Annotated in this window: 23 protein-coding genes; 15 read left to right on the forward strand and 8 right to left on the reverse strand. The window is 69.0% G+C overall.

From position 1 onward, the window contains the following. Positions 1–106 precede the first annotated feature (106 nt). Positions 107–583 carry a C40 family peptidase gene (locus WKW77_RS25525; RefSeq protein WP_340359692.1) on the forward strand — a complete coding sequence of 159 codons (477 nt, stop codon included), beginning with the start codon at positions 107–109 and terminating at the stop codon, positions 581–583. Between the two features lie 15 nt (positions 584–598). On the opposite strand, the gene WKW77_RS25530 is transcribed toward WKW77_RS25525, so the two are convergent. Next, positions 599–1,573, reverse strand: coding sequence for a Bug family tripartite tricarboxylate transporter substrate binding protein (locus WKW77_RS25530; RefSeq protein ID WP_340359693.1), 975 nt, complete (start codon positions 1,571–1,573; stop codon positions 599–601). Between the two features lie 45 nt (positions 1,574–1,618). Beyond that, positions 1,619–2,824 (reverse strand): M20 aminoacylase family protein, encoded by a 1,206-nt coding sequence (locus WKW77_RS25535; protein ID WP_340359694.1) that lies wholly within the window; start codon positions 2,822–2,824, stop codon positions 1,619–1,621. A 54-nt stretch (positions 2,825–2,878) separates the two neighbouring features. Between WKW77_RS25535 and WKW77_RS25540 the strand changes: the two genes are divergently transcribed. Beyond that, entirely contained in the window at positions 2,879–3,382 is a 504-nt protein-coding gene (locus WKW77_RS25540) for a GNAT family N-acetyltransferase (protein WP_340359695.1), read from the forward strand. A 129-nt stretch (positions 3,383–3,511) separates the two neighbouring features. Here the strand turns inward: WKW77_RS25540 and WKW77_RS25545 are convergent, their stop codons facing one another. Then, on the reverse strand, positions 3,512–4,273 hold the full coding sequence (locus WKW77_RS25545; RefSeq protein WP_340359696.1) for a GntR family transcriptional regulator: 762 nt from the start codon (positions 4,271–4,273) through the stop codon (positions 3,512–3,514). A gap of 192 nt (positions 4,274–4,465) precedes the next feature. Here WKW77_RS25545 and WKW77_RS25550 point away from each other — a divergent pair, with 192 nt between their 5' ends. From WKW77_RS25550 to WKW77_RS25605, 12 genes are all read left to right on the forward strand, one after another. Beyond that, a complete protein-coding gene (locus WKW77_RS25550) occupies positions 4,466–4,675 on the forward strand; it encodes a DUF3311 domain-containing protein (RefSeq protein ID WP_340359697.1) in 210 nt (69 codons plus the stop codon). Continuing rightward, positions 4,672–6,147 carry a sodium:solute symporter family protein gene (locus tag WKW77_RS25555; RefSeq protein WP_340359698.1) on the forward strand — a complete coding sequence of 492 codons (1,476 nt, stop codon included), beginning with the start codon at positions 4,672–4,674 and terminating at the stop codon, positions 6,145–6,147. Before WKW77_RS25550 ends, WKW77_RS25555 begins: the two co-directional genes overlap by 4 nt. 28 nt (positions 6,148–6,175) lie before the next feature. Next, positions 6,176–7,387 (forward strand): amidohydrolase family protein, encoded by a 1,212-nt coding sequence (locus WKW77_RS25560; RefSeq protein WP_340359699.1) that lies wholly within the window; start codon positions 6,176–6,178, stop codon positions 7,385–7,387. After that, positions 7,384–8,652, forward strand: a complete 1,269-nt coding sequence (locus tag WKW77_RS25565; protein ID WP_340359700.1) for a cyanate transporter — start codon at positions 7,384–7,386, stop codon at positions 8,650–8,652. Before WKW77_RS25560 ends, WKW77_RS25565 begins: the two co-directional genes overlap by 4 nt. Before the next feature lie 37 nt (positions 8,653–8,689). Further along, entirely contained in the window at positions 8,690–9,604 is a 915-nt protein-coding gene (locus WKW77_RS25570; RefSeq protein WP_340359701.1) for a DMT family transporter, read from the forward strand. A gap of 58 nt (positions 9,605–9,662) precedes the next feature. Further along, on the forward strand, positions 9,663–10,289 hold the full coding sequence (locus WKW77_RS25575) for a DUF938 domain-containing protein (protein WP_340359702.1): 627 nt from the start codon (positions 9,663–9,665) through the stop codon (positions 10,287–10,289). Positions 10,290–10,375: 86 nt separating this feature from the next. Further along, the gene (locus WKW77_RS25580; protein ID WP_340359703.1) at positions 10,376–11,680 is read left to right on the forward strand and encodes an ATP-binding protein; all 1,305 of its coding nucleotides are present in this window, start codon (positions 10,376–10,378) and stop codon (positions 11,678–11,680) included. 27 nt (positions 11,681–11,707) lie between these two features. After that, complete coding sequence (locus WKW77_RS25585; protein WP_340359704.1) at positions 11,708–12,463, forward strand: response regulator; 756 nt, start codon at positions 11,708–11,710, stop codon at positions 12,461–12,463. 127 nt (positions 12,464–12,590) lie between these two features. Then, positions 12,591–13,625 carry an alpha/beta fold hydrolase gene (locus WKW77_RS25590; RefSeq protein ID WP_340359705.1) on the forward strand — a complete coding sequence of 345 codons (1,035 nt, stop codon included), beginning with the start codon at positions 12,591–12,593 and terminating at the stop codon, positions 13,623–13,625. A 35-nt stretch (positions 13,626–13,660) separates the two neighbouring features. Beyond that, a complete protein-coding gene (locus tag WKW77_RS25595) occupies positions 13,661–15,418 on the forward strand; it encodes a cytochrome c biogenesis protein DipZ (RefSeq protein WP_340359706.1) in 1,758 nt (585 codons plus the stop codon). A gap of 82 nt (positions 15,419–15,500) precedes the next feature. Beyond that, complete coding sequence (locus WKW77_RS25600; protein ID WP_093164615.1) at positions 15,501–15,728, forward strand: hypothetical protein; 228 nt, start codon at positions 15,501–15,503, stop codon at positions 15,726–15,728. A gap of 320 nt (positions 15,729–16,048) precedes the next feature. Then, positions 16,049–16,333, forward strand: coding sequence for a hypothetical protein (locus WKW77_RS25605; protein WP_340359707.1), 285 nt, complete (start codon positions 16,049–16,051; stop codon positions 16,331–16,333). Positions 16,334–16,411: 78 nt separating this feature from the next. Here the strand turns inward: WKW77_RS25605 and WKW77_RS25610 are convergent, their stop codons facing one another. The 5 genes from WKW77_RS25610 to WKW77_RS25630 all read right to left on the reverse strand — a co-directional run bounded on the left by WKW77_RS25610 (position 16,412) and on the right by WKW77_RS25630 (position 20,921). Further along, complete coding sequence (locus WKW77_RS25610; protein ID WP_422823270.1) at positions 16,412–16,633, reverse strand: KGG domain-containing protein; 222 nt, start codon at positions 16,631–16,633, stop codon at positions 16,412–16,414. A gap of 119 nt (positions 16,634–16,752) precedes the next feature. After that, on the reverse strand, positions 16,753–18,924 hold the full coding sequence (locus WKW77_RS25615) for an amylo-alpha-1,6-glucosidase (protein ID WP_340359708.1): 2,172 nt from the start codon (positions 18,922–18,924) through the stop codon (positions 16,753–16,755). A gap of 16 nt (positions 18,925–18,940) precedes the next feature. Next, positions 18,941–19,990 carry a glycosyltransferase family 4 protein gene (locus WKW77_RS25620; RefSeq protein WP_340359709.1) on the reverse strand — a complete coding sequence of 350 codons (1,050 nt, stop codon included), beginning with the start codon at positions 19,988–19,990 and terminating at the stop codon, positions 18,941–18,943. A gap of 192 nt (positions 19,991–20,182) precedes the next feature. Continuing rightward, positions 20,183–20,458, reverse strand: coding sequence for a hypothetical protein (locus WKW77_RS25625; RefSeq protein ID WP_340359710.1), 276 nt, complete (start codon positions 20,456–20,458; stop codon positions 20,183–20,185). 187 nt (positions 20,459–20,645) lie between these two features. Beyond that, on the reverse strand, positions 20,646–20,921 hold the full coding sequence (locus tag WKW77_RS25630) for a hypothetical protein (protein ID WP_340359711.1): 276 nt from the start codon (positions 20,919–20,921) through the stop codon (positions 20,646–20,648). 79 nt (positions 20,922–21,000) lie between these two features. Between WKW77_RS25630 and WKW77_RS25635 the strand changes: the two genes are divergently transcribed. Further along, entirely contained in the window at positions 21,001–25,641 is a 4,641-nt protein-coding gene (locus WKW77_RS25635; RefSeq protein WP_340359712.1) for a CheR family methyltransferase, read from the forward strand. Position 25,642 lies beyond the last annotated feature (1 nt).

Genomic DNA, 25,642 nt, shown 5'->3' on the forward strand with positions numbered 1-25,642 from the left:
CGAAAGGAGCCCGTCGTCAGCTCGAACGATTGCGAGCGCCCGACTCGTAAATTTGCGAGGTGACAGGTGCGCGCAGCACGCGGTTGGGGTGGTAGCCTCACGCCCCATGCCGAACCTGCGCACCGCGATCGCCCTGTGCATCTGCCTTGGTCTCGCCGCCTGCGGCAGCGCGCCGAAATCCACGATGCGCAGCGCGCGGCCGCCGATCCTTTCGGCCGAGCAATCGCGCGATGCGGCGATCCATGCAATGGGCCTGGTCGGCACGCCCTATCGCTACGGCGGCAACACGGTCGATGGCGGCTTCGACTGCAGCGGGCTCATCGCCTACGTGTACCGCGAGAGCGCGGGGCTCGCCACGCCACGCACCGTGTCGCAGCTCGCGGGCTTCGGCGATGCGATCGCGCGCGACGAACTGCGCACCGGCGACCTCGTCGTCTTCGGCGGCGGCCGGCCGACGCACGCGGGCATCTACGTGGGCGAGAACCGCTTCGTGCACGCGCCATCGACCGGCGGCGAAGTGCGCCTCGACCGCCTCGACGGGCCGTACTGGTCGCGGCAGAAGCTGGATGTGCGGCGGCCCTGAGGTCGCCGCTCGCGCTCAGTCCACTTTCGCGCCGGAGGCTCTTACCACCAAGCCCATGGCGTCCCAGTCGGCGCGCAGCAGCTTCTGGAATTCCTCGGGGCTCTGGTTGCGCGGCTCCACGCCCAGGCGCTTGAAGCGCTCCTGGATGGCCGGGTCGGCCAGCACCTTGTTGGTCGCCGCATTCAGCTTGTCGACTTCGGCCTTCGGCGTGCCGGCCGGCGCGAGCAGGCCGATCCACGAATCGAACGAATAGCCGGGCAGGCCGCTCTCGGCGACGGTGGGCAGTTGAGGAAGGAAGGGGCTGCGCTGCTCGCCGGTGGATGCCAGCAGCTTCATGCGCGGGTCGTTCTGGAACCCGATCACGCCGACGCTCGACGAGATCACCGCCTGCACGCGGCCGGCGAGCAATTCGTTGACGGCCTCGCCCGTGGACTTGGTCGGGATGTGCGTCATCTGCAGCCCGGCCTTCGAGAGGAAGGAGGCCATCGCGAGATGCGTCGCGCTGCCGTTGCCGGCCGAGGCGTAGTTGTACTTGCCCGGGTTGCCCTTGACCTCCTTGATGAAGTCGGCCGTGTTCGCGGGGGTGAGACCGCCGCCCACCGCCAGCGCATAGCCGGCGTTGCCGATGTTGGCGACGCCGACGAAATCCTTCAGCGGGTCGTAGGCCAGCTTGCTGTAGAGGAAGCCCGCGATGTGATGGCTGGCCGCAGCCAGCACCAGCGTGTTGCCGTCGGCCGGCGCCTTGGCGACGACCGCCGCGCCGACCGTGCCGCCCGCGCCCGCGCGGTTCTCGACCACGACCGCCGCGTTGAGCGCTGCGCCGAGCTCGTTGCTGAAGGCGCGGGCCACCGTGTCCTGCACCGCGCCCGTGCCGAAGGGCACGATGACGTGGATCACGCGCTGCTGCGCGAAGGCGAAGGGCGCGGCGCCGGTGGCCAGCATGGCGCCGGCGGCGGCGAGGACGGAGCGGCGCGAATAGGGATGCGTCATCGGTGGGGGCACTTTCCTGTCGGATTGGGGGATGCGTTGAGGGATTCAGGCCGGGTTGGCGACCGGGAGCCAGCGCTCCACCAGCTTCACGAAGTAGCTGGCGCCGATCGGGATGATCTCGTCGTTGAAATCGAAAGAGGTGTTGTGGATGATGCAAGGCCCCGGCCCGTGGCCCTCCAGACGGTGGTCGCCGTCGCCATTGCCCAGGAAGGCGTAGCAGCCCGGACGCACCTGCAGCATGTGGGCGAAGTCCTCCGCGCCCATCACCGCCGGGAAGTCGTCGGTGACCATGTGGTCGCCCACCACTTCGCGCATCACGCTCGCGGCGAAGCGCGCCTCGGCCGGGTGGTTGACGACCGGCGGCGATGCGCGGTTGAAGCTGATCTCGGCGGTGCATTCGTGCGCCGCGGCCACGCCTTCGGCCACGGTGCGCAAACGTGCCTCGATCCTGTCTGTCGCCTCGATCGAGAAGGTGCGCACCGTGCCGCCCACCCAGGCCGAATCGGGAATCACGTTGGGCGCATCCGAGCCCTGCAGCTGCGTGACCGCGAGCAGGGCGCGCTCGGTGCTCGCGATGGTGCGCGGCACGATGGTCTGCAGCTGCTGCGCGAGATTGATGACCGCCGCGACCGGGTCGATGCCGGTGTGCGGCATCGAGGCGTGCGCGCCACGACCGCGCAAAGTGATCCTGTAGGTGTTGCTCGACGCCATGAGCACGCCTTCGTTGACCGCGAAGCGGCCCACGTCGCCGACCGGGAAGTTGTGCAGCGCGAACACCGCCTCGCACGGGAAGCGCTCGAAGAGCCCGTCCTGGATCATCTTCTTGGCACCGGCCTTGCCCATCTCCTCGGCGGGCTGGAAGATGAAGTGCACCGTGCCGTCGAACGCGCTGCCCTTCTGCGCCAGGTGCCAGGCGGCGGCCAGCAGCATGGTGGTGTGGCCGTCGTGCCCGCAGGCGTGCATGCGGCCGGCGCGCGTGGACTTGTGGGGGAACTCGTTGGCCTCGTGCAGCGGCAGCGCGTCCATGTCGGCGCGCAGGCCGATGGTGCGCCCGCCGGTGCCGCGCCGCAGCACGCCGACGAGGCCGGTGCCGGCGATGCCGCGATGGACTTCGATGCCCCAGTCTTCGAGCAGCCTGGCAACGATCTCCGAGGTGCGATGCTCCTCGAAGCCCAGTTCGGGATGTGCATGGATGTCGCGGCGGATCGCGACGAAGCGGGTGACGTCCGCAAAGGAATCGGCAATGTTCATCGTTCGATTCTGGCGCAGGGCTGGGGCGTTCGACATGGCAAGATCCCCCGTCCCATGACCTCACGCGACCCTGCACCCACCTTCCGGCCGGCGGCTCCGGCGGACACCTCGCGCTGCTACGAGATCGAGATCTCGTCCTATGAAGGCGACGAGGCTGCGACGCGCGAGAAGATCGCCACGCGCATCGCGCAGTACCCCGAAGGCTTCCTCGTCATGGAACTGGCGGGCGACATCATCGGCTTCATCAACTGCGGATGCGCACATGAAGTCGTGCTGGCGGACGAGTCGTTCAAGGAACTGGTCGGCCACGATCCGATGGCGCTGAACGTGGTGATCATGTCGGTCGTCATCGACCGGGCGCACCAGGGCAAGGGCTACGCGAGCCTGATGATGCGGAGCTTCGTCGAGCGCATGCGCGGGATCGGCAAGAAGACGATCCACCTGATGTGCAAGGACCGTCATGTCGCGCTGTACGAGCGGCTCGGCTATCGCTATGTCAAGCCGTCCGCCTCCGACCACGGCGGCATGGCGTGGCACGAGATGGTGATGGATCTCTGACTCACCCCCAGCCTCGCCCTTCCAGGGGGCAACCCCGGCGGCCCGGCGAAGCCGGCTCCGCGGGGTTCCTGGCCTCGGCTGTGCCGGTCTCATGCGGGGGCTGCAGCGCGAGGGAAATCTGATTGCGCTTCAGCGGCGCACGCCGGCGAAGAGGTCCGCGAGGTCGACCTCCTGCTCGGTTCCTGCACCGGCGATCACGCGCTGCTCCAGCTCGTCGAGGTGTTCCATCGCGATGTCGAGCGCACGCGTGAGTGACGGGCCCATCAGCGCCTCGATGATTTCCTCGTGCTCCTTCGGCGCGCAGCTCGCGGCCTCCACGCTGTCGAACAGCGCCTTGTAGAGCTCGGTGTTCGACACCAGGCGCTGGATGTAGGACTGCAGCTCCTCGCTGCCCGCCATCTGCGCGAGCAGCAGGTGGAACTCGCCCGCGAGGCGGAACGCGTCCTCGCGCCGTCCTTCCTTGAACGCCTTCTGCTCGGCTTGCACGTGCTTGCGCAGCTGCGCGACCTGCTCGCGCGTGAGCTGGCCGAAGAGGGTGGTGACCAGCCCCGCCTCGACGATGCGGCGGGCGCGATAGGTGTTGCGCATGTCCTCGACCGAAGGGTTCGGCACGAAGGCGCCGCGGTTGTATTCGAGCACCAGTCGTTTTTCGGCGCCGAGCCGGGCGAGCACCTTTCGGATCGCGCCGCGGGTGCATCCCAGCGCCTCGGCCAGCGTGCGTTCGCGCAGCGGTGTGCCGGGGCGCAGCTTGCCGCTCAGCAATGCCTTGGAGACGGCCTCGTAGACGCGCTCGTCGACATCGACGTCGGCGTCCGGCGCGGCGGTCGCCCCTTTGGCTCGTCGGGGTTTCGCTGAAGTGTTGTCGGGACTGGCGGGCGCGGTTTTCGGCATGGGGATCGGAAAGCAAGAAGCGCCGCACATGTTAGTGGGAGTGCCGATCGGACTGACGAGCCGGCGCCCCCGACCTGCGGGTTTTCACGGTGGAGGCGCCTCGTGGCCTTTCTCTAGAATCTGGTTTGGTTAACCAAACATTTATGTTTAGTTGACCATAAATCGTAACCAAAACAGATCGCGAGGTCCCGAGTGAAATCCGTCAAGTGGCTGGCAGCATTGCCGGTGATCGCCTTTTTCAGCGGCGGATGGCTTTCCGCCCATGCGCCGACCTTCGTGCTCGGCATGCCCTTCCTCATGGTGTGGAACGTGAGCTGGCTGGTGCTGACCTCGCTGGTCATGCTGGCCATCGACCGGGCCGAGGGCGACCTCGACGCGCCGTCCCAGGGAGAAGCACGATGAGCGCCGCGCTGGTGGTGATCGCGCTCTTCATGGTCGGCGCGCTGGCGCTCGCGGTGCTCGCAAGGCGCGGCCGCAAGATGAGCCTGGAGCAATGGGCGCTCGGCGGCCGCGGGCTCGGTGCGCTGATGGTCTTCCTGCTGATGGCGGGCGAGGCGTTCTCGACCTTCACCTTCCTCGGCGCGAGCGGCTGGTCGTACGGCAAGGGCGTGCCGGCCTTCTACATCCTGGCCTACGGCGGCCTCGCGCACCTGATGGCCTTCTGGATGCTGCCGGCCATCTGGCGCTATGCGTCCGCGCACAAGCTGGTGTCGTTCTCGGACTTCTTCGCGAGCAAGTACGACAGCCGCGGGCTCGGCGTGCTGGTGTCGATCGTCGCGCTGATGGGCATGGTGGCGCTGCTCACCATCCAGCTGCGCGGGCTCGGCATCATCGTGTCCGAAGCGTCGTACGGCGCCATCGCGCCGCAGGTGTCGATCTGGATCGGCGTGATCGTGATGGTCAGCTACATCCTCGTGTCGGGCCTGCACGGCTCGGCCAGCATCGCGATCGTCAAGGACATCCTGATCCTCGCGATCGCGATCTTCCTCGGCGTGTACCTGCCCTGGCACTACTACGGCGGCGTCACGCCGATGTTCGAGGCGATCCACGCCGCGAAGCCGAACTTCTTCGAGTTCCCCAAGGAAGGCCTCAACCTGAGCTGGTACAACTCGACCATCCTGCTGACCGCGCTGGGCTACTACCTGTACCCCTTCAACCTCACTTCGGTCTATGCGGCCAAGAGCGCAGGCGCTGTTCGCCGCAACACGATGATGATGCCGCTCTACCAGATCGTGATCGCGTTCCTCTTCCTCGTGGGCTTCGCGGCCATCCTCAAGGTGCCGGGGCTCCAGGGTTCGGAGGTGGACCTCGCGCTCTTCGGGCTCGTGAAGGCGACCTTCGACCCGTGGTTCGTCGGCGTGATCGGCGGCACCGGCGTGCTCACCGCGCTCGTGCCCGGCGCGATGATCCTGCTCACCGCATCGACCGTGATCGGCAAGAACATCTACAAGGGCGGCTTCGCGCCGAAGGCCACGGACCGGCAGGTCGCGCTGGTTGCACGCTGTGCGCTGCCGCTCTTCGCGCTGATCGCGGTGTTCTTCGTGCTGCGCGGCGGCACCACCATCGTGGCGATCGCGATCTTCGCGTCCAGCCTGCTCACGCAACTGCTTCCGTCGCTGATCTTCAGCCTGCTGCCGCGCCCCTTCGGCTCCAAGCAGGCCGCGTTCGCCGGCATCCTGGCGGGCGGTGCGGTGCTGGCCTTCACCACGCTGTCGGGCATGGGTCTGCCGCAGCTCCTGCCGAATGCGCCGGTGGTGATCAAGTCGATCAATATCGGGCTGGTGGCGCTGGCGACCAACGCGCTGGTGTTCACCGCGGTCACGCTGCTCGGCCGCCGCGCATCGCCGCGCGGCGTGGCGGGTGTGCCGGCCTGAGTTCTTTCTTGCCATTCGAGAGCTTTCCATGACGCAGCCTTCCTCGCTCCTCATCCGCAACGTCCGCCCGCTCGGCGCGGCATCCGTTGACGTCCTCGTGCAGGGCGACCGCATCGCCGGGATCGGCGCGCGCCTCGATGCGCCGGCCGGCTGTGCGGTGGAAGAGGGCGGCGGCGCGCTGCTGCTGCCGGGGCTGGTCGAAGGCCACACCCACCTCGACAAGACGATGTGGGGCATGGACTGGTATCGCAACGAGGTCGGCACGCGGCTCATCGACAAGATCGACAACGAGCGCGCCTTCCGGCAGGCGAGCGGCCACGATGCCGCCGCGCAGTCGCTGGTGCTGGCCAAGGCCTTCCTCGCCGCCGGCACCACGCGGCTGCGCACGCATGTGGACGTCGACACACAGGCCGGCCTGCGCCACCTGCAGGGCGTGATGCGCACGCGCGAGACGCTGCAGGCGCTGCAGCAGATCCAGATCGTCGCCTTCCCGCAGTCGGGGCTGCTCAAGCGGCCCGGCACCGCCGAGCTGCTCGACGAGGCGATGGCCGCGGGCGCGGACGTGCTCGGCGGACTCGACCCGTGCGCGATCGACGGCGATCCGGTGCGTTCGCTCGATGTGCTCTTCGGCATCGCGGAGCGCCACGATCGCGGGCTGGACATCCACCTGCACGAACCCGGTGCGATGGGTGCGTTCTCGCTCGAACTGATCCTCGACCGCACCGCGGCGCACGGGCTCCAGGGCCGCGTCGCGATCAGCCACGGCTTCTGTCTCGGCGATGTCACGGACGGCGAGCGCGGCGTGCTGCTCGATCGCATGGCCAAGCTCGGCGTGTCGCTGGTGACCAGCGCGCCGCCGTCGCGCACCGTGCCGCCGCTCACGGCGTGCCGCCAGGCGGGCGTGACGGTGCTCGGCGGCAACGACGGCATCCGCGACACCTGGTCGCCCTACGGCAATCCGGACATGCTGGAGCGCGCGATGTTCGTCGGCATGCGCTACAACCTGCGCCGCGACGACGAGATCGAGATCGCGCTCGACACCGTCACGCATTCCGGCGCGCGCGGCTGCGGCTTCACCGACTACGGCCTGGTGCCGGGCAACCGCGCGGACCTGGTCCTCGTCGACGCGCAGACGGTGGCCCAGGCCGTGGTGTCGCGGCCCGTGCGTCGGCTGGTGGTCGCGGGCGGGCGCGTCGTTGCGCGCGCCGGCGCGCTGCTGGCCGACGCGGTGCCGGCGTGACGGCGGCCACTGCGGGCCGCCCGCCCGCCAAGATGCAGGGGCTCGGCTTCGCCCTGCTGGTCGTGCTGATTGCCATCAACCTGCGCGCCTTCCTCACGTCCACGAGCCCGCTGCTCGACGAGATCCGCGCCGAGACCGGTCTGGGCTTTCGCGGCGCGTCGATGCTGACCATGCTGCCGATGCTGGCGATGGGCGTGATGTCGCTGGTCGGCGTCTCGCTCGGCGGCCGCATCGGCGCACGTGCCGGCGTGCTGTGCGGGCTCGCCGCCATCGCGGTCGCGTGCGGCGGGCGCCTGTTCGCCGAGGATGCCGCGTGGCTCCTTGTCAGTGCCGCCGTGGCCGGTGTCGGCGTCGGGTTGGTCCAGGCATTGATGCCGGGCGTGGTCAAGCGCGGCTACCCGGCGCATACCGGGATGGCGATGGGCCTGTATTCGGCCGCGCTCATGGGCGGCGGCGGGCTCGGCGCGATCGGTGCGCCGTGGCTCGCGCATGCGAGCGGCGACTGGCATGCGGGGCTGGCGGTCTGGGCACTGCCCGCGCTGTTCGCGGCGGTGATCTGGGCGTGCTCGCGTTCCGATGCCGCCGCGGCCGTCGACGGCGCGGATTCCGAAGAACCCGGCAACTGGCGGCGATGCCTTCGCAATCCGCGCGCATGGATGCTCGCCTGCTACTTCGGCCTGATCAACGGCGGCTACACGAGCCTCGTCGCGTGGCTGCCGCAGTTCTATGCCGCGAAGGGCTGGGACGCGGCGCACACCGGCTCGATGCTGACCTGGATGACCGGCGCGCAGCTCGTCTCCGCGCTCACCGTGCCGGTGCTGGCGCGGCGCCACCGCGACCTGCGGCCGTGGCTGATCGCCATGCTGCTCCTCCAGGTCGCGGGCTTCGCGGCATTGGCGCTCGGCGCGCCGATGGCGGTCACCGCGGTCGGCGTGCTGGGCCTCGGCCTGGGCGGCGCTTTCGCGCTGTGCATGGCGCTGGCGCTCGACCATCTGCGGCATCCCGAGCAGGCCGGCGCGCTGGCGGCCTTCATGCAGGGCGTCGGCTTCATGGTCGCCGCGCTCTCGCCGCTCGTGACGGGATGGATGCGCGAGCATGCGGGCGGCTTCGAGGCGGCATGGACCTACCTCGGCGTGGTCGCGGTGCTTCTGCTGCCGCTCACATGGCGATTCGATCCGCGCTCCTACGTGGGCGCTGTGGGTGGCCTTTTCGCGCGCGCCGACGCGAGGGCGGTCCGCAAAAATAGAATGTCGCTCGACCTATGAAACTCACGAAGGGCATGGCCCTTTCGCCTGCCCTGACGTGAAGCCCCCCGACCGGCGCACTCCCGCGGGCGGCGGCCTCTCGGCGCTGCTGCTGCTCGTCACCGCCCTCTGGGGCCTCAACATGACCGCGATGAAGACCATCGCGACCTACTTCGACCCGGCCGTGATGGCGACGTGGCGGGCCGCGATCGCCGCGACCCTGATGGGCGTGCTGCTCTGGCGGCAGCGCGCGACCCGGCAGCGCATGCGCATGAACCGGCGCCAGTTCGCCACCGCGGTGGGCTGCGCGGTGCTGATGGTCTATCTCAACCAGATCCTCGTCGCCGCAGGCCTTTCGAGGACCACGGCGACCAATGGCTCTGTCGCGATCGCCCTGAGCCCGCTGGTCTCTTCGCTCATGGCCGCGGCGATCCTGCGCGAGCGCATCGGGCCGATGCGGATCGCCGGCGTGCTGCTCGGCCTCGGCGGCGTGCTGATCGTGGTGCTGAAGTCCCCCGGCGCGCACGTCGCGGGGGCGGGGTGGGGCGATGCCATGGTGGTCGCTTCGGTCGTGACGTTCTCGATCGGCGGCGTGTTCATCCAGCGGCTCGCGCGCGAAACCGATGCGCTCCACGCCAGCGGCATGATCTACGCGTGCGGCACGCTCATGCTCGCGCTGCATGCATTCGCCGTCGGCGCCGGGGGAAGCATCGCCGCATGGCTGCCGGGCTTCTGGCCGGTGATGCTGGTGCTGTTCTCGGCGCTGATCGCCACGGCCTTCGGCAACCTCGCGTGGAACCATGCGATCGTGAAGATCGGCGTGGCGCGCGTATCGTTGTGGTTCTACTGGGTGCCGGTGTTCGGCGTGGGTTTCGCGGCGCTGCTGCTCGGCGAGACGCTGTCGCTCTGGCATGTGGTGGGACTGGTCGCGGTCGCGGCCGGGACGGCGCTGGGCACCTACAGCCGGGCCTGATGCGTGCCGGTGCGCGACCGCCCTGGTTTTGAATGCCTGTCACTCTTTCGAGGCCGAAATGCAAGATCCCACGCCCTGGATGCCCGGTGACGATCGCTCCGATCGCAAGCATGCGCCGGCCACTTTGCGCAACCGCGGGCCGATCGCAGAGGTGCTGCGAGAGGAATTGCCGGTCACCGGCAAGGTGCTCGAGGTGGCGAGCGGATCGGGCGAGCATTGCGCTTTCTTCGCGCAGCTTTTCCCCGGCCATGTCTGGCAGCCGACCGATCCGGACCCAGGTGCGCTCGGCTCGATCGCAAGCTGGTGCGCCGGGCTCGGCAACGTCCTGCCGGCGCTCGCGCTCGACGCCGGGTCGGCGGATTGGCCCGTGGATGCGGCCGATGCGGTGCTGTGCATCAACATGGCGCATATCAGCCCATGGGAGGCGACCCTCGGGCTGGTCGCAGGCGCAGAGCGGCTGCTGGTCGAGGGCGCGCCGCTGATCCTCTACGGGCCGTGGCGCCGCGAGGGCGTGAAGACCGCGCCGTCGAACGAAGTTTTCGACGCTTCCCTCAAAGCGCGCGATGCGCGCTGGGGTCTGCGGCGGGTCGAGGATCTCGACACCGTGGCCCACGCGCACGGATTCGCACGCACGCGGTTGGTCGAGATGCCGGCGAACAATCTGACGCTGGTCTATCGCCGTTAGGGCGGTGAGAGGTCGGCGGCGAATAATCCATCGTTGCCACCCGCGCGGTGTTCGTCCGGACCATCGCACTTCTGGAGAGATCTCCCATGCCGCTTCCCCGCACGCTTCTCGCGCGAATCACGCTGGTGGTGGTCGCCGGCATGGCGATCGCGCAGGCGCTGACCTTCATGGCCATTCGCTACGAGCGCGGACAGGCGATGCAGTCGCTGATGATCAGCGGTGTCGAGCGCGACATCGCCAGTTCGATCGCCGTGCTCGACCGCGTGCCTGCCGCCGAGCGGCCGGAGTGGCTGGACCGGCTCGAGCGCCCCAACTTCCGCTTTGCGCTCCGCGGTGAAGTGGATACGGCCCCGCCCGAGACCGGGCCGCTGCGCGAGTTCGTCGACGTGATCGCGACCGCGCTCAAGCCCTATCCGGTGCTCGCCGTGGGACAGGTGCCGTCGATGCGGGAGGCGGTGCGCATGCAGGTGCGTCTTGGCGACGGCAGCAGCGTCTACCTGCTGGCGCGGCGTGTGCCGATGCCGGTGTCGGAATGGGTGATCTGGCTGCTGGTGGCGCAACTGCTGGTGCTGGGGCTTTGTGCATGGCAGGCGGCGCGCCTCATGACGCGGCCGCTTAAGCGCATGGGCGATGCCGCCGATGCGCTGGGACCCGACCTTCGCCCGGCGGTCGTCGACGAGAACGGGCCGGTCGAAGTGGCGCGCACCGCGCGTGCCTTCAACGCCATGCAGCGGCGCATCGCGGGCTACGTGCAGGAGCGAATCCAGATCCTCGCGGCCGTCTCGCACGACCTGCAGACGCCGATCACCCGCATGCGGCTGCGCGTCGACCTGATGGACGACGACTTGCCCGAGCGCGACAAGATCCGCCAGGACCTCGATGCCATGCGTGACCTCGTGCAGGAAGGCGTGAGCTACGCGCGAACGCTCCAGGGCAGCACCGAGGCCGAGCGCCGCGTGGATGTGGGCGCCCTCATACGGAGCATCGTCAACGATTACGCGGATACCGCCCGGCCAGTGACCTCGACCGGCGATGCGGGCGAGCCGATCTCGTCGCGTCCCCATGCGCTGCGGCGGGTCGTCGGCAATCTGGTGGACAACGCGCTCAAGTTCGGCACGAAGGTGGAAGTGCGCCTGTCCCGAATCGAGACGGCGGGCGGCGGGCAGCTGCACATCGCGGTGCTGGACGACGGCCCGGGCATTCCGCCCGACCAGCTCGAGGCGGTGCTGCAACCTTTCTATCGCGTCGAAGGCTCGCGCAGCCGCGAGACCGGCGGCACCGGCCTGGGCCTGGCCATCGCGCACCAGCTCGCGCTGTCGATGGGCGGCCAGCTCGTGCTGAGCAACCGCCCCGAAGGCGGACTGCAGGCGCTGTTGCGCCTGCCGGTCTGAACCGAACCTGATCAATGGAGATTCCCCATGTCCGTCACCGATCACGCTGCCGACCACATCCTGGTGGTGGACGACGACCGCGAGATCCGCGAGCTGATCACCGCCTACCTCGTCAAGAACGGCATGCGCGTGGAGGCGGTGCCCACCGGCCGCCACATGCGGCAGGCGCTCGACCAGTCCGGGCCGTTCGATCTCGTCATCCTCGACCTGATGCTGCCCGGCGAGGACGGTCTCCAGCTCTGCCGCGATCTGCGCGCCGGCAAGCACAAGGCGATCCCGATCCTGATGCTGACCGCGCGCGGCGACGAGGCCGATCGCATCCTCGGGCTGGAGATGGGCGCGGACGACTACCTCGCCAAGCCCTTCGCCGCCCGCGAGCTGCTGGCACGCATCCGATCGGTGCTGCGCCGCACGCGCATGCTGCCGCCGAACCTGCGCAGCAGTTCGGAGGCGCGCTGGCTGGCCTTCGGCGACTGGCGGCTCGACACGGTCGAGCGCCATCTGCTCGACGCCCACGGCGTGGTGGTGTCGCTGAGCGGTGCGGAATACCGGCTGCTGCGCATGTTCCTCGACCATCCGCAGAAGGTGCTCAACCGCGACCAGATCCTCAACATCACGCAGGGGCGCGACGCGGAGCTATTCGAGCGCTCGATCGACCTGATGGTGAGCCGGCTGCGCAAGGCGCTGCGCGAGGATGCCCGCGAGCCGCGGTACATCAAGACGGTGCGCAGCGAAGGGTATGTGTTCTCTGCACCGGTCGAAGCGGCTGACGACCCGCCATAGTCCTGTACCGTTGTGTATCTGGCGGCCCGCCCCGTACACAGGCATTCACTCCAGGCCGCGCGCGACACATGCCGCGTACATCCGCCCGGTCTACTGGCGTCACTCCAACCAACGAGGACTTGACGCAATGAACACGACGACCGCTCCGACCGCCCGCCGCAACTTTCTTGCAGGTGCCGCTGCCACGCTCGCCTCGGTGCCCCTGAGCGGGCTGCTGTCGTCCGTGGCCCAGGCGGCAGAGCCTGCGCGCAGCAACGGGCAGTCGCGCTTCCAGACACTGCGGCAGATCGATGCCGGCGATCTGAACGTCGGCTATGCCGAAGCCGGTCCGGCCGATGGGGCGCCGGTGATCCTGCTGCACGGCTGGCCCTACGACATTCACACCTACGTGGACGTCGCGCCGATCCTCGCCGCCGCCGGGCATCGCGTCATCGTCCCGTACCTGCGCGGCTACGGCTCGACGCGCTTCCTGGCCGCGAGCACGCCGCGCAACGGGCAGCAGGCGGCGGTGGCACAGGACATCATCGCGCTCATGGACGCGCTGAAGATCCGGCGCGCGACCATCGCCGGCTGCGACTGGGGCGCGCGCACCGCCTGCATCCTCGCGGCGCTGTGGCCCGAGCGATTCAATGCGCTGGTGTCCGTCAGCGGCTACCTGATCGGCAATCCCAAGGTCAACGCGATGCCGCAGTCGCCGGCGGCCGAGTTCGCGTGGTGGTACCAGTCGTACTTCGCGACCGACCGCGGCCGCGAGGGCTACGAGAAGGACCGCGCCGCGTTCGCGCGCTTCATCTGGCGCCAGGCCTCGCCGCAATGGCAGTTCGACGATGCGACCTTCGCGCGTTCCGCGGCGGCCTTCGACAACCCCGACCATGTCGCGGTCGTCATCCACAACTATCGCTGGCGCATCGGGCTGGTGCAGGGCGAGTCGCGCTTCGATGCGCTCGAAGCCCGGCTGGCCGAGGGGCCGCGCATCGCGCTGCCGACGATCACGCTCGAAGGCGATGCCAACGGCGCGCCGCATCCCGACCCGGCGGCGTATGCGGCCAAGTTTGCAGGGCCCTACCAGCACCGCGCGTTGCGCGGCGGCATCGGCCACAACCTGCCGCAGGAGGCGCCGGCCGACTTCGCACGGGCGGTGCTCGACGTGTCGAGCCTCTGATTCGCGGCGATCCGGACTGTCCCAGGAGAAACGTGATGAATGCCTCGCTGTACCTCGCCGCCTTCTCGGGCGGTGCGCTGACCCTGCTGAGCCCGTGCATCCTGCCGGTGCTGCCCTTCGTCCTTGCGCGCACGGGGCGGCCCTTCCGGCAGGGCACGCTGCCGCTGCTCCTGGGCATGGCGCTGACCTTCGCGACGGTCGCTTCGCTGGGTGCGGTCGCGGGCGGCTGGGCGGTGCGATTCAATGAGTTCGGCCGTGCGGCGGCGCTCGTCGTGCTGGCGATCAGCGCGCTGGCGCTGCTGTCGCCGCGATGGGCGGACCGGATGTCCCGCCCGGTGGTGCGATTGGGTGATCGGCTGTCGAACCGCGTGGGCGGCGACGCGAGCTGGGTCGGCTCGGTGCTGCTCGGCGTGGCGACGGGCTTCGTGTGGTCGCCGTGCGCGGGGCCGATCCTGGGCCTGATCCTCTCCAGTGCGGCGCTGGCCGGCCCCGGCGTGCAGACGTCCGCCCTGCTGCTGGCGTATGCGGCCGGTGCGTCGCTCTCGCTCGCTGTCGCCCTGCGGGCGGGAGAACAGCGGCTCGCCGGCCTGAGCGCCCGGCTGCGCACCAGCGTCTGGCCGCGTCGTGTGCTCGGCTCGGCGATGCTGGCAGGCGTGGCGGCGGTCGCGACGGGCGTAGACACCGGTGCGCTGGCGCGCCTGTCGCTGAACTGGGGCAGCGGGCTCGAGCAGCGCGTGCTTCAGGCCCTCCCCATGGGCGCCGCCGCGGCGGACGCCCTGCCCGGCGCGCCGAAGGGCGTCGATGCTCCGCGCGGCACGCCCTCGGGGCTGCCGGTCGAGCCGATCCGGCCCGATCTGTCGGGCGCGGTGAACTGGCTCAACGGCGAGCCGCTGAATCTTCAGCAGTTGCGCGGCAAGGTGGTGCTGGTCAACTTCTGGACCTACTCGTGCATCAACTGCCTGCGCACCTTGCCGAATGTGCGCGCATGGGCCCAGAAGTACGCCGACCAGGGGCTCGCGGTGATCGGCGTGCACACGCCCGAATTCGCGTTCGAGAAGGAGACGGGCAACGTGCAGAAGGCGCTCAGGCGGCTGGGCATCGCCTATCCGGTGGCGCAGGACAACGACTTCGCCGTCTGGCGCGCGTTCCAGAACCAGTACTGGCCGGCGCTGTACTTCATCGATGCAGAGGGCCGTGTGCGGCACCACCAGTTCGGCGAAGGCGGGGAAGCGCGCTCGGAACAGGTGATCCGGGCCCTGCTGCGCGAGGCCGGTGCCGATGCCGGCGCGGCGGCACCCGTCGTGCCCGACACGCGCGGCCCGGGGCTGCCGGCCGACCTGCGCCACGTGCGTTCGCCCGAGACCTACCTCGGCTACCGGCAGGCCAGCGGCTTCGCGTCGCCTTCGGGCATCGCCAGCGATCGCAGCAAGGCCTACACGCTGGGCCGGCTTGGCCTCAACGACTGGGGCCTGAAGGGCGCGTGGACCGTCGGTCCCGAGTTCGTGCAGCTCGACGAGGGCGGCGGGGCGGTCGCGATCCGCTTCCATGCGCGCGACGCGCACCTGGTGCTGGGACTCGCGGCGGGCCACGGGCCGATCCCGTTCCAGCTCACGCTCGACGGGCGCGCGCCCGGCGCGGACCATGGCGACGACGTCGATGCCGAAGGCCGCGGCGTGGTGGATGCGACGCGCCTGTACCAGCTGGTGCGGCAGCGCGGATCGATCGACGATCGCCTGGTGGAGATCCGTTTCCTCGATCCCGGCGCGCGGGCGTTTGCGTTCACCTTCGGGTGAGGGCATGGCATTGGCCGGAACGATCGGCTGCGCCACACTGCAGAATCGGAGGTGCAAACCCGGTCCGCGACAGGAGAAGAGAATGGAACTGGAAGACATCAACGCAAGGCTGCGCGCGCTCGAGCTGCGGGCGGTCGCGCACACCGCGGCGATTGCGGTGCTGCTGCAGGAAGCGCCCAATGCATCCGCCAAGCTGCATCTGGTGGCCGAGCATCTGGTCGACGCGCCGCCGCTGCCGCTGTCCGACGAGGACCTCGTGAAGGTCGCGGCCTACATCCAGGCGATGCTCGGCGGGCCGTGGATCGACTGACTGTCCGTCGTCCATCGCGTCCGTCCTCGCGGTGGCAGGCGGCGCAGTAGTCTTTCCAGACCGCCTCGCCCTGCGCCATCTGCGCATTCGACGCAACCGGGATGATGCCCAGGGGAGAAGGCCGCAGGCTCCCGAGGTAGGTTGCGACGGCGCTGACGTCGGCGTCCGTCATGCGCGAAGTCGAGAACGACACCACCTCGCTCATCTCGCCCGCCGCGCCGTTGTGGACGTTGCGGCGCCTCGATCTGCGCGTGCGCGAAGCCGGGAACGACGTTTGCCGGAATGGACGCCGACCTTCGTCCTTTTGCCTCACGACGCCCATGAAAAAGCAACAGACACAAACCGGCCGCGCCGCTGCGTGCTACGAACTGCTCGAGGTGCTCTCGCACCGCCAGCTTCCCGTGGTGTGCGAGATCCCGGAGGACATCCACAAGATCCTCGCGCTGCGCAGCGCGTCGCTGCTGGAAGCCGACAGCGATCCGATCGTCGTCCTGCGGAGCGGGGAAAGAAAGATCGCGCGCATCGTGGTCACGCGCATCACCGCCGAAGGGCGTGCCGCCTGTCTCGCCTACAGCGCGATGACAGTGCCGGCCTGGCGGCGTTGAAGCAGGCCTGAAGGCGGCCGGCGGTCATTGTTGCGGCAAGAGATGCCGCACAACGGTCGCCGTCCGCGATGTCGGTCCTCAGGCTTGGCGGGCGGCCTCGCGCGCCAGGCGATTCATGCGGCTCTTTTGTCCGGCCGCCCGCGCTTCCTCGGACGTGAATTCATGGGCGGTGCCTTTCTCGTGCGCGGCGCGTCCGCCCTCCCGGGCAATGTCGCGCTGCCGTGTCGGGTCCATTCCTGCAAAGCCGCGTCCACGGGGGGCCATGGGCTGGCCGGAATCGCGATCGTCTTGCAACGTCATGCTGTACTCCTTGTGGGGTGGAAAATGAAAACGGGTCTAGCCCGTCTCATCCTTGGCAATCGACGTGCCCACTGCAGAGCGCCGCAGCGACGGGAAATGCCCCCAAGCCCGATGCAGCATCAATCGTGGACCGAAAGGTGCACCTGGCGCGCTCCGCTCTGTCTTTCGACGAAGGCGACCACGCGCTGGTCGACCCGCTGGAAGCCGAGATCCACCAGCTGGTCGGCCACCTTGATGTGCCGCACCTCCAGCCGGTCGATGTCGTGCGGCAGTCGCGGCTGCGTCACATGAAGGGTCATCCGCGCCGTGTCCACGTGCAGGCCGAGCGTGGCCTGCAACAGCATGAACACCGATCCCGCCGCCCATGCCTGCGGCAGGCAGGCCACCGGGTATGCGATCGGCGGCTCGCCGGCCTCGCGCTTGAAGCCGCAGAACAGTTCGGGCAGCCGCATGCCGAAAAACGTAGCCGCCTCGAACATGCCGCTCATCAGATGCACGATGCCGTCGCGCTCGCCATAGCGGGCCATGCCGGCCGCGCAGAGCACCACGTCGTGCGGCCACACCGAGCCGTTGTGATAGGACATCGGGTTGTAGCGCGCGGCCTCGGGCGGCAGCGTGCGAATGCCCCATCCGGAATCGAAGGCGCCGGTGAGCAACTGGCGGATGACCGCCTGCGCGCGCCCCGGCGAGGGCAGTCCGCAGTACAGCAGGTGGCCCACGTTGGAGGAACGCACCCTGCAGGGCCTGCCTGTTCCGTCGAGCGCGAGCGCGTAGAAGGCCAGGTCGTCCAGCCAGAAGCGCTGCTCGACGGCGCGCCTGAGGGCCTCGGCGCGGCTCTTCCAGTGCGCGGCTGCGTCGGTCTCGTCGCGCGCGGCCGCGAGCTCGGCCATCGTGAGATACGCCCGGTAGGCATAGCCCTGGACTTCGATCAGCGCGATCGGCCCTTCCGGCGAACTGCCGTCCTCGTGGAAGACCGAATCGTCGCTGTCCTTCCATCCCTGGTTGGCCAGTCCGCTGGACTCGCCGCGCGCATAGGTCAGGAAGCCATCGGGATGGCCTGCGCTGCTGCGTTCGATCCACCGGACCGCATTGTTCAATGCCGGCCAGAAGGCGGCGATCTCGTCCGCGCCGCCCATGCGTGCCGCGTAGGCGCCGGCCAGCACGATGAACAGCGGCGTGGTGTCGACGCCGCCGTAGTACTTCGCGAAGGGCAGTTCGTCCACCGCCGCCATCTCGCCCTTGCGGGTCTCGTGCATGATCTTCCCGGGCTCCGAGTCGCGGAAGGTGGACGTCTGCTCCGCCTGGTTGCGCGCGAGGAACGACAGCACGCCGTGCGCGAGCGAGGTGTCGAGCCACAGGGTCTGCAGCGCGGTCACGATCGCATCGCGTCCGAAGGGCGTGGAGAACCACGGGATCCCGGCGTAGGGGTAGGGCCCCGTCGGCAGCTCGGTGGTCAGGAGCGCGAGGTCGGCGCGCGACTTGTCCATCCAGTGCTGGAAGAGCCGGGCGGACGAATAGGTGCGCGCGCCGCGGCGCTGGCGCTGGCGCATGCTGCGCCGCGCGGAAGCCGCCGCCGCGCGGTGACGGGCGCGGCCGGGCGTTTCGCTGAAGTCGGGGCCGACCTCGATGTACAGCTCCCAGGGGGTGCGCTGCAGCACTTCGACGCCGAACTCGGCGTGGCGCTCGTCCAGCTTCGAGGGCAGCTGCGAGAACGAGATGCTCACGTTTCGAAGCACCTTGTCGAGGCCTTCGTAGCCGAGCTGCGCGGCGCGTTCTCCCACGATCGCGGGTTGGGCGACGCCGCGTTGCGCACGCCGCTGCCCGCGCACTTCGAACATGTCGCGGAAGTCCGCGCCGAAGTCGATCGTCAATGGCGCTCTCACCGGGGCGTGCCCGTAGTTCAGGAGTCTGATGCGCTCGAAGATGCGGCCGCACCAGAGCAGGCGTTCGCGCTCGACGTGCACCACGCCTTCGGGCGTCGCCGCATCGCCCAGCGGCGGCAGGGGCTGGTTGGTCATGTGGGCGGCGAAGAAGACGTTGTCCTGGCTCACGCCGCCCGAGAGCAGCGAGGGCCGCCGGCCGCCGAAGCGCAGGCGGAAGGTCGAAAGCAGGCGTGTGTCGTTCACGAACAGCCCATCGGCCGCGCCGGTCACGTCGCCGTAGATGTCGGCCACCAGGAAGGTGTCGCCTTCCTTGAGCACGAACAGCCGCTGCGGGCTGCGCTCGATGAGTTCCTGCGTGTCGAGTCCCTGGAGCGCAGGCTCCTGCGTCATGCCTTGTCCCTGGTTCATCGGGGCACCTTTTTCCTCACGCGACCGCAGGCAGGCTCATCGCCAGCAGCCGGTGGTAGAGCTCGACATAGGCGGTGGCCATCGCGCGGGCCGAGAAGCGGCGATCGAACGACGCGCGCACGCGACGGCGGTCGATCTGCACCGCGCGCTTCACCGCGTCCACGGCTTCTTCCTCGTTGTCGACGATGAGGCCGCTCACGCCCGGTTCGACTACCTCGGGCACCGAACCGCAGCGCCATGCGATCACCGGCGTGCCGCAGGCCATCGCCTCGATCATCACGAGCCCGAAAGGCTCCGGCCAGTCGATCGGGAACAGCAGCGCCCGCGCATTGCCGAGGAAAGCGGGTTTCTGGGCATCGTTCACTTCGCCCACGAACTCGATGAGCGGGTGCGCGAGCAACGGGCGGATGCAGCCCTCGAAGTAGGCGCGGTCGACAGGATCCACCTTGGCCGCGATCTTGAGCGGCAGGCCGGCGCGGATGGCGATGTCGATGGCGCGGTCCGGACGCTTCTCCGGCGCGATGCGGCCGAGAAAGGCGAGATACCCGCCCGAGGGTCTCGCGGGCACCCGGAAGAGCGCGTCGTCGACGCCGTTGTAGACGTTTCCGAGCCAGTTCGCGGAGGCCATCGGCTTGCGCTGCTGGTGCGAGATCGAGACCAGCGGGAACTCGTTCCAGCGGCCATAGGCTTCGGGCAGGTCCGTCAGGTCCAGCCGGCCATGCATGGTGGTGAGCGTGCGCTCGGCGATGTCCTCGAAGAAAGGGAAGTGCAGCAGTTCCATGTGGAAGTGCAGCACGTCGAATTCATCGGCGCGTCGCCTCACTTCGCTCATGAGCACCAGATGAGCGGCGAGGTCCGACTTGAGCGGCGCCGGATCGAGCCGCAGCGCCTGCTGGCGGAACGGCACCAGGGTCGCGCGTGTGCACGATCCGCCGGCCGCGAAGAGGGTGACGTCATGGCCCTGGTCGACCAGGGCGTTGCTGAGGTGGGCGACGACGCGCTCCGTGCCGCCATAGAACATCGGCGGCACCGCCTCGCAAAGGGGCGAGACCAATGCGATCTTCATCTCTTGTCTCCTGCGAATGAGAGAAGTTGAGTGGGTCTTGAAAAATAGGACCACTCTTCGCGGAAAAACAAGAGGAAGATGCGCCGTCGCGTTGATGGCGCAGCATCACACGGCTGATCCGCCCCTCGGGACGCGGGGGCCGCAAGAATTGCCGGCGGGCGGAAACTGCTGCGGCAGCTCTACACGCCGGCCTCAGTCGTCCTGGTGCCGCTCGTCGATCAGCGTGCGGGCCTTCGCGGCCAGTGCCCGGATCGCGCCGACCCCGTCTTCGTGGCGGCCCGAGAGCATCAGCCGGCATCGAAATGCCGACTGGTCGCGCAGGTCCGCGTGTCCGCTCACGATCCCGTCGGCTCTCGACGGTTCCAGTTCGATCGTGACGTCCCATCCTCTGTATTGAAACGTGTGCGACGCCTTGTTGGCGTTGCATTCCTCCGGCCCCCGGTAGCCGGCCACATTGGGGCTTGTCATTCCATCTCCTGCGTTCTCGGGCCCTTTGACCGAAGGGCTCAGCGCCACTCAAGGGGCAAACCGCGTGCCCGGCGCAACCGGCTCGACGGCGCGGTAACGGAGCCGCGCACCTACAGCCGGGTCAGCGGGCTCGCACAAGGGGCTCTCCGGTGCGGGCGGCACCGTGGCCGTTCATGGTGAATCCATCTCACCACCGGAGGTCGGCGTCGAGCCGGAAACGCTCGCGCGCGAAAGTCAGGATCAACCAGGGGGTCGATCGCATGGAGAACCTTTTGCACATCGGCAAGCCTTCGGGGCTGACCTGCCCCGATTGCGGCGGTGCCCTGTTCGAACTGGAGGACGCCCGCCCGTGCGTTTCCCCTGTCACATCCTGCTGCGACGCCTCGCAGCAGTCTCGCGGCAGACGGGTCAGGCCGCCGAAGCGGAAGCCGGCGAAAAGCGCGCGGAGGAGCTCCGCCAGCATGCGGTGAGCCTCACCCGACTCATCGAAGAGGACGATGCCCGCAGCGCATAATTCTTGCCACTTCAGGTAGACAGGCAAGATGAGAGAACCAGAGTCCGAGCACGAAGAAGCCATCCCGCCGGAGGACCTGGACGGCGATCTGTCGGACAACCTCTTGCCAGCGGGCGGTTACCAGACGGTTCCCGTGGTCGGACTGGGTGGATCGGCGGGCGGCATCTCGTCGCTGGTCTCGTTCTTCAAGACCGTTCCAGCCGATCCGGGCCTGGCTTTCGTGGTGGTGCTCCATCTGTCGTCGGAGCATGAAAGCACGCTTCCCCAACTGCTGCAGCGCTGCACCGGGATGGAAGTGATGCAGGTGCATGACACGCTGCCCATCGTGCCCAACCGGGTCTACGTCATCCCGCCTCGCAAGTCGCTGCGGATGGTCGATGGCCACCTCGAACTGGGCGAGCCGCAGTCCGACCGGGGCCGCCATGTGGCGGTCGATCTCTTCTTCCGCACGCTGGCCGACACGCACGGTCCGCACTCCGCTGCGGTGGTGCTCTCCGGGGCCGACGGCGACGGCGCCATCGGCATCAAGCGCATCAAGGAACGGGGCGGCCTGACGGTGGCGCAGGACCCCGACGAGGCCGAGCACGGCGGCATGCCGCGCGCCTCGATCGCCACCGGCATGGTGGACTGGGTGCTGCCGGTGGGCGAGATCTCCGCGAAGCTGCTGGAGTATTTCAGGCTCGAGCCGCTGGTGCGCCTGCCGCCGGTGGTCGGCCCCCAGCCGGCGCAGGCGTCCCGCCCGCCCGGCAGCGCGGACGAGGCGGCCCTGCGGGACGTTCTCAATTTCCTGCGCACCCGCACCGGGCGAGACTTCTCGTACTACAAGCGCGCGACCATCCTGCGCCGCATCGGCCGACGCATGCAGGTCAACGGCATCGACGACCTGCAGTCCTACCTCGCCTGCCTGCGCACGCGCGCGGGCGAGTCCAGCGCCTTGCTCCAGGACCTGCTGATCAGCGTCACCAACTTCTTCCGCGACGCCGAGTGCTTCGCGGCGCTGGAGCAGCAGATCCCTGCGCTTTTCGCCGGCAAGGGGCCCAGCGATGCGGTGCGCGTGTGGGTCGCGGCCTGCGCCACCGGGGAAGAGGCGTACTCGGTGGCCATGCTGCTGAGCGAGCGCGCCCGGATGCTGGAATCGCCGCCCCTCATCCAGATCTTCGCCACCGACCTCGACGAGGAAGCGATCCAGGCCGCCCGCGACGGCATCTACCCGAACGCCATCGAGGCCGATGTGTCCGAGGAGCGCCTGCGCCGCTTCTTCATCAAGGAGCACCGCGGCTACCGCGTGCGCCGCGAACTGCGCGAGATGGTGCTCTTCGCGATGCACGACGTGCTGAAGGATTCGCCGTTTTCGCGCCTCGATCTGGTGAGCTGCCGCAACCTGCTCATCTACCTCAACCGCGAGGCGCAGGCACGCGTCTTCGACACCTTCCACTTCGCCCTGCTGCCCGGGGGGCGGCTGTTCCTCGGTTCCTCCGAATCGGTGGAGGACGGCGACCAGCTCTTCGGCGTGGTCGACAAGAAGCATCGCATCTACGTGCAGAGGCCCACGCCCCGCGTCGGCCTGCCGGTTCCGAGCGGACCCGGCACGCTGGCGATGGCGCTCGAAGCCCAGCAGGCTGCGCGCGAAGGCCCGGTCGTGGTGGGCAGCGCGTTCGAGCAGGCCTCCAATTCGGTCGCGCGCGCGGCGCGCACGGGCGAGGCGCGGCAGCCCTCGTGGAGCGAACTGCACCTGCGGCTGCTCGAGCACCTCGCGCCGCCGTCGATCCTGGTCGACAGCGAATACGACATCGTCCATATTTCGCAGAGCGCCGGCCGCTTCCTGCAGTACAGCGGCGGCGAGCCCAGTCGCAACCTGCTGCGCGCGGTCAACCCGAGCCTGCGCATCGAACTGCGCGCCGCGCTCTACCAGGCGGCGCAGACCAAGAGCGATTCCGGGGTGCTCGACGTCCCCGTGGACATCAACGGCGAGAGCCTGTCGATCTCGATCCGCGTCACGCCCGCGAACGACCTGGGCGCAGAGATGTTCCTCGTCATGCTGCAGGCGAATGCGCCCGCCTTGCCGATCGGTGCGCCGGAGGGACCGGCGCCGCGGCCCGAGGCCGACCCGGTCGCGCGTCATCTCGACCGCGAACTGGAACGGCTCAAGTCGCATCTGCGAGATACCGTGGAGCAATACGAGGCCTCGACCGAGGAGCTCAAGGCCAGCAACGAGGAGTTGCAGGCCATGAACGAGGAACTTCGCTCGGCCACCGAGGAACTGGAGACCAGCCGCGAGGAACTGCAGTCGATCAACGAGGAACTGACCACCGTCAACCACGAGCTCAAGAGCAAGGTCGACGAGCTGGGTCATGCCAACAGCGATATGCACAACCTCATGGACGCGACGGCGATCGCGACCGTGTTCCTCGACCGCGAGCTGCGCATCACGCGCTATACGCCGTCGGCGGTGACCCTGTTCAATCTCATCCCGACGGACGTGGGCCGTCCGCTGACCGACCTCACGACGCAGCTGCACTATCCCGAGCTGGGCAACGACGCACAGCGCGTGCTCGAACGGCTCGTGCCCATCGAGCGCGAAGTCGGCCAGGCGGACGGAAGCTGGTATCTCGCGCGGCTCCTGCCCTATCGCACCATCGAGGACCGCATCGCGGGTGTGGTGCTGTCCTTCGTCAACATCACCGAGCGCAAGCAGGCGGAGGAAATGCGGCTGTGGCTGTCCGCGGTGGTGAGCTCGACCAGCGATGCGATCGTGAGCTTTTCGCTCGACCGCACCATCCTGAGCTGGAACGGCGGCGCCCAGCGCATCTTCGGCTACACCGCCGAAGAGGCGATCGGCCAGTCCGTGGCGATGCTTTCCATCGACGGCGACAGCGAGAACGACCTGCTCCTGTCGAGACTGACCTCTTCGCTGCCGCTGGAGAACTACGAGACCCTGCGGCGCCGCAAGGACGGCGCGGAGATCCAGGTCTCGCTGACCGTCTCGCCGATCCGCGACGACAGCGGCAACGTGGTCGCCGGCACCGCGATCGCGCGCGACATCACGGAGGCCAAGCGCATCGAGGCCGCGTTGCGTGACAGTCGCGAGCAGCTGCGCATGGTGATCGAGAACGCGAGCGAGTTCGCCATCTTCTCGACCGATCTCGAGCGGCGGGTGACGACCTGGAATGCCGGTGCGCAGCGGCTGCTGGGCTACACGGAGGACGAAGTGATCGGCCAGCCGGCCGACATCATCTTCACCGACGAGGATCGCGCCGCGAAGGCGCCGGAGCGCGAGTCGACCCAGGCGCTGCGCGAGGGGCGTGCCGGCGACGACCGCTTCCACCGCCGCAAGGACGCAAGCCTGTTCTGGGCCAGCGGCGCGATGATGCTGATGCGCGATGCGAACGAGAACGCGGTCGGCTTCGTCAAGATCCTGCGCGACCAGAACGCGGCGCGCGAGGCTCAGCAGGCCGTCGAGCGCAGCCAGGCCGAGCTCGTTCTGGCGCTGCACGACGCCCGCGCGTCGCGCGATGCGCTGGAGGCGGCCGATGCCGCCAAGGATCGCTTCCTCGCGGTGCTGTCGCACGAGCTGCGCAACCCGCTCACGTCGATCACCGCCGCGGCGCGGCTGCTGGATGTCAACCCCGAAAGCGGCGGCGACCTGCAGCGTGCCGCCGAAGTGGTCCGCAGGCAGGCCAGCGCGATGGGCGCCCAGCTGGACGAGCTCCTGGACGTCTCGCGGCTTCGCCTGGGGCGGCTCACGATGCAGAAGCGCCCCGTCGGCATTTCCACGGTGATCGAGTCGGCGCTGGAGGCCACGCACCCCATCATCGAGGCCGCGGGCCATGCGGTGTCCATGCGGCTGCCGACCAACGAGCTCGAGGTGGACGGCGATCCGGTCCGCCTCGCGCAGGTGGTGAACAACCTGCTCACCAATGCCGCGAAGTACACGCCGCCGGGCGGGCACATCGATGTCTCCGTCGAGCTGTCGGGCAACGAGGTCGTCGTGAAGGTGGCGGACGACGGCATCGGCATGGTGCCGGCCGACATCGAGGGCATGTTCGACATGTTCTCGCAGGCGCCGCAGGCGCGCGAGCGCGCGGGGGACGGGCTCGGCATCGGGTTGGCACTGTCGCGCGACATCGTGGAACTGCATGGGGGATGGATACGCGCCGCGTCCGAGGGGCCCGGGCACGGCAGCGAGTTCCTGTTCGGGCTGCCGCTCCTGCGTGTGCTCGGCGCGCGGGAATCGCGGCCGACACCCGCGACGCCAGCCGCTCAGGGCCACGCGAGCGATGTGCTGGTCCTGGTCGCCGACGACAACGAGGACGCGGCATGGGGCGTGGCCAAGCTGCTCGAACTCACGGGCTACCGCACCGTGACTGCCGCCGGAGGCCGGCGCGCGCTGCAACTGGCGGCCGACCTCAAGCCCGAGGTGGTTCTGCTGGATGTCGGCATGCCCGACATGGACGGCCATGAAGTGGCGCGGCGCCTGCGCGCGACCAACGGCGGGGCGAACCTGATCCTGTTGGCGATGACCGGCTGGGGGCAGGAAAGCGATGTGCGCCGCTCGCTGGAAGCGGGCTTCGACACGCACCTGACCAAGCCGATCGACCCGGACCAGGTGGCCCAGCTGATCGAGGAGCAGCTCGCACTGCGTCGGGGCGACCTGTCGCCGGCGTCGTGAT

Origin of the sequence: Variovorax ureilyticus, from assembly GCF_037889935.1 — a bacterium.
Lineage (GTDB): Bacteria > Pseudomonadota > Gammaproteobacteria > Burkholderiales > Burkholderiaceae_C > Variovorax > Variovorax ureilyticus.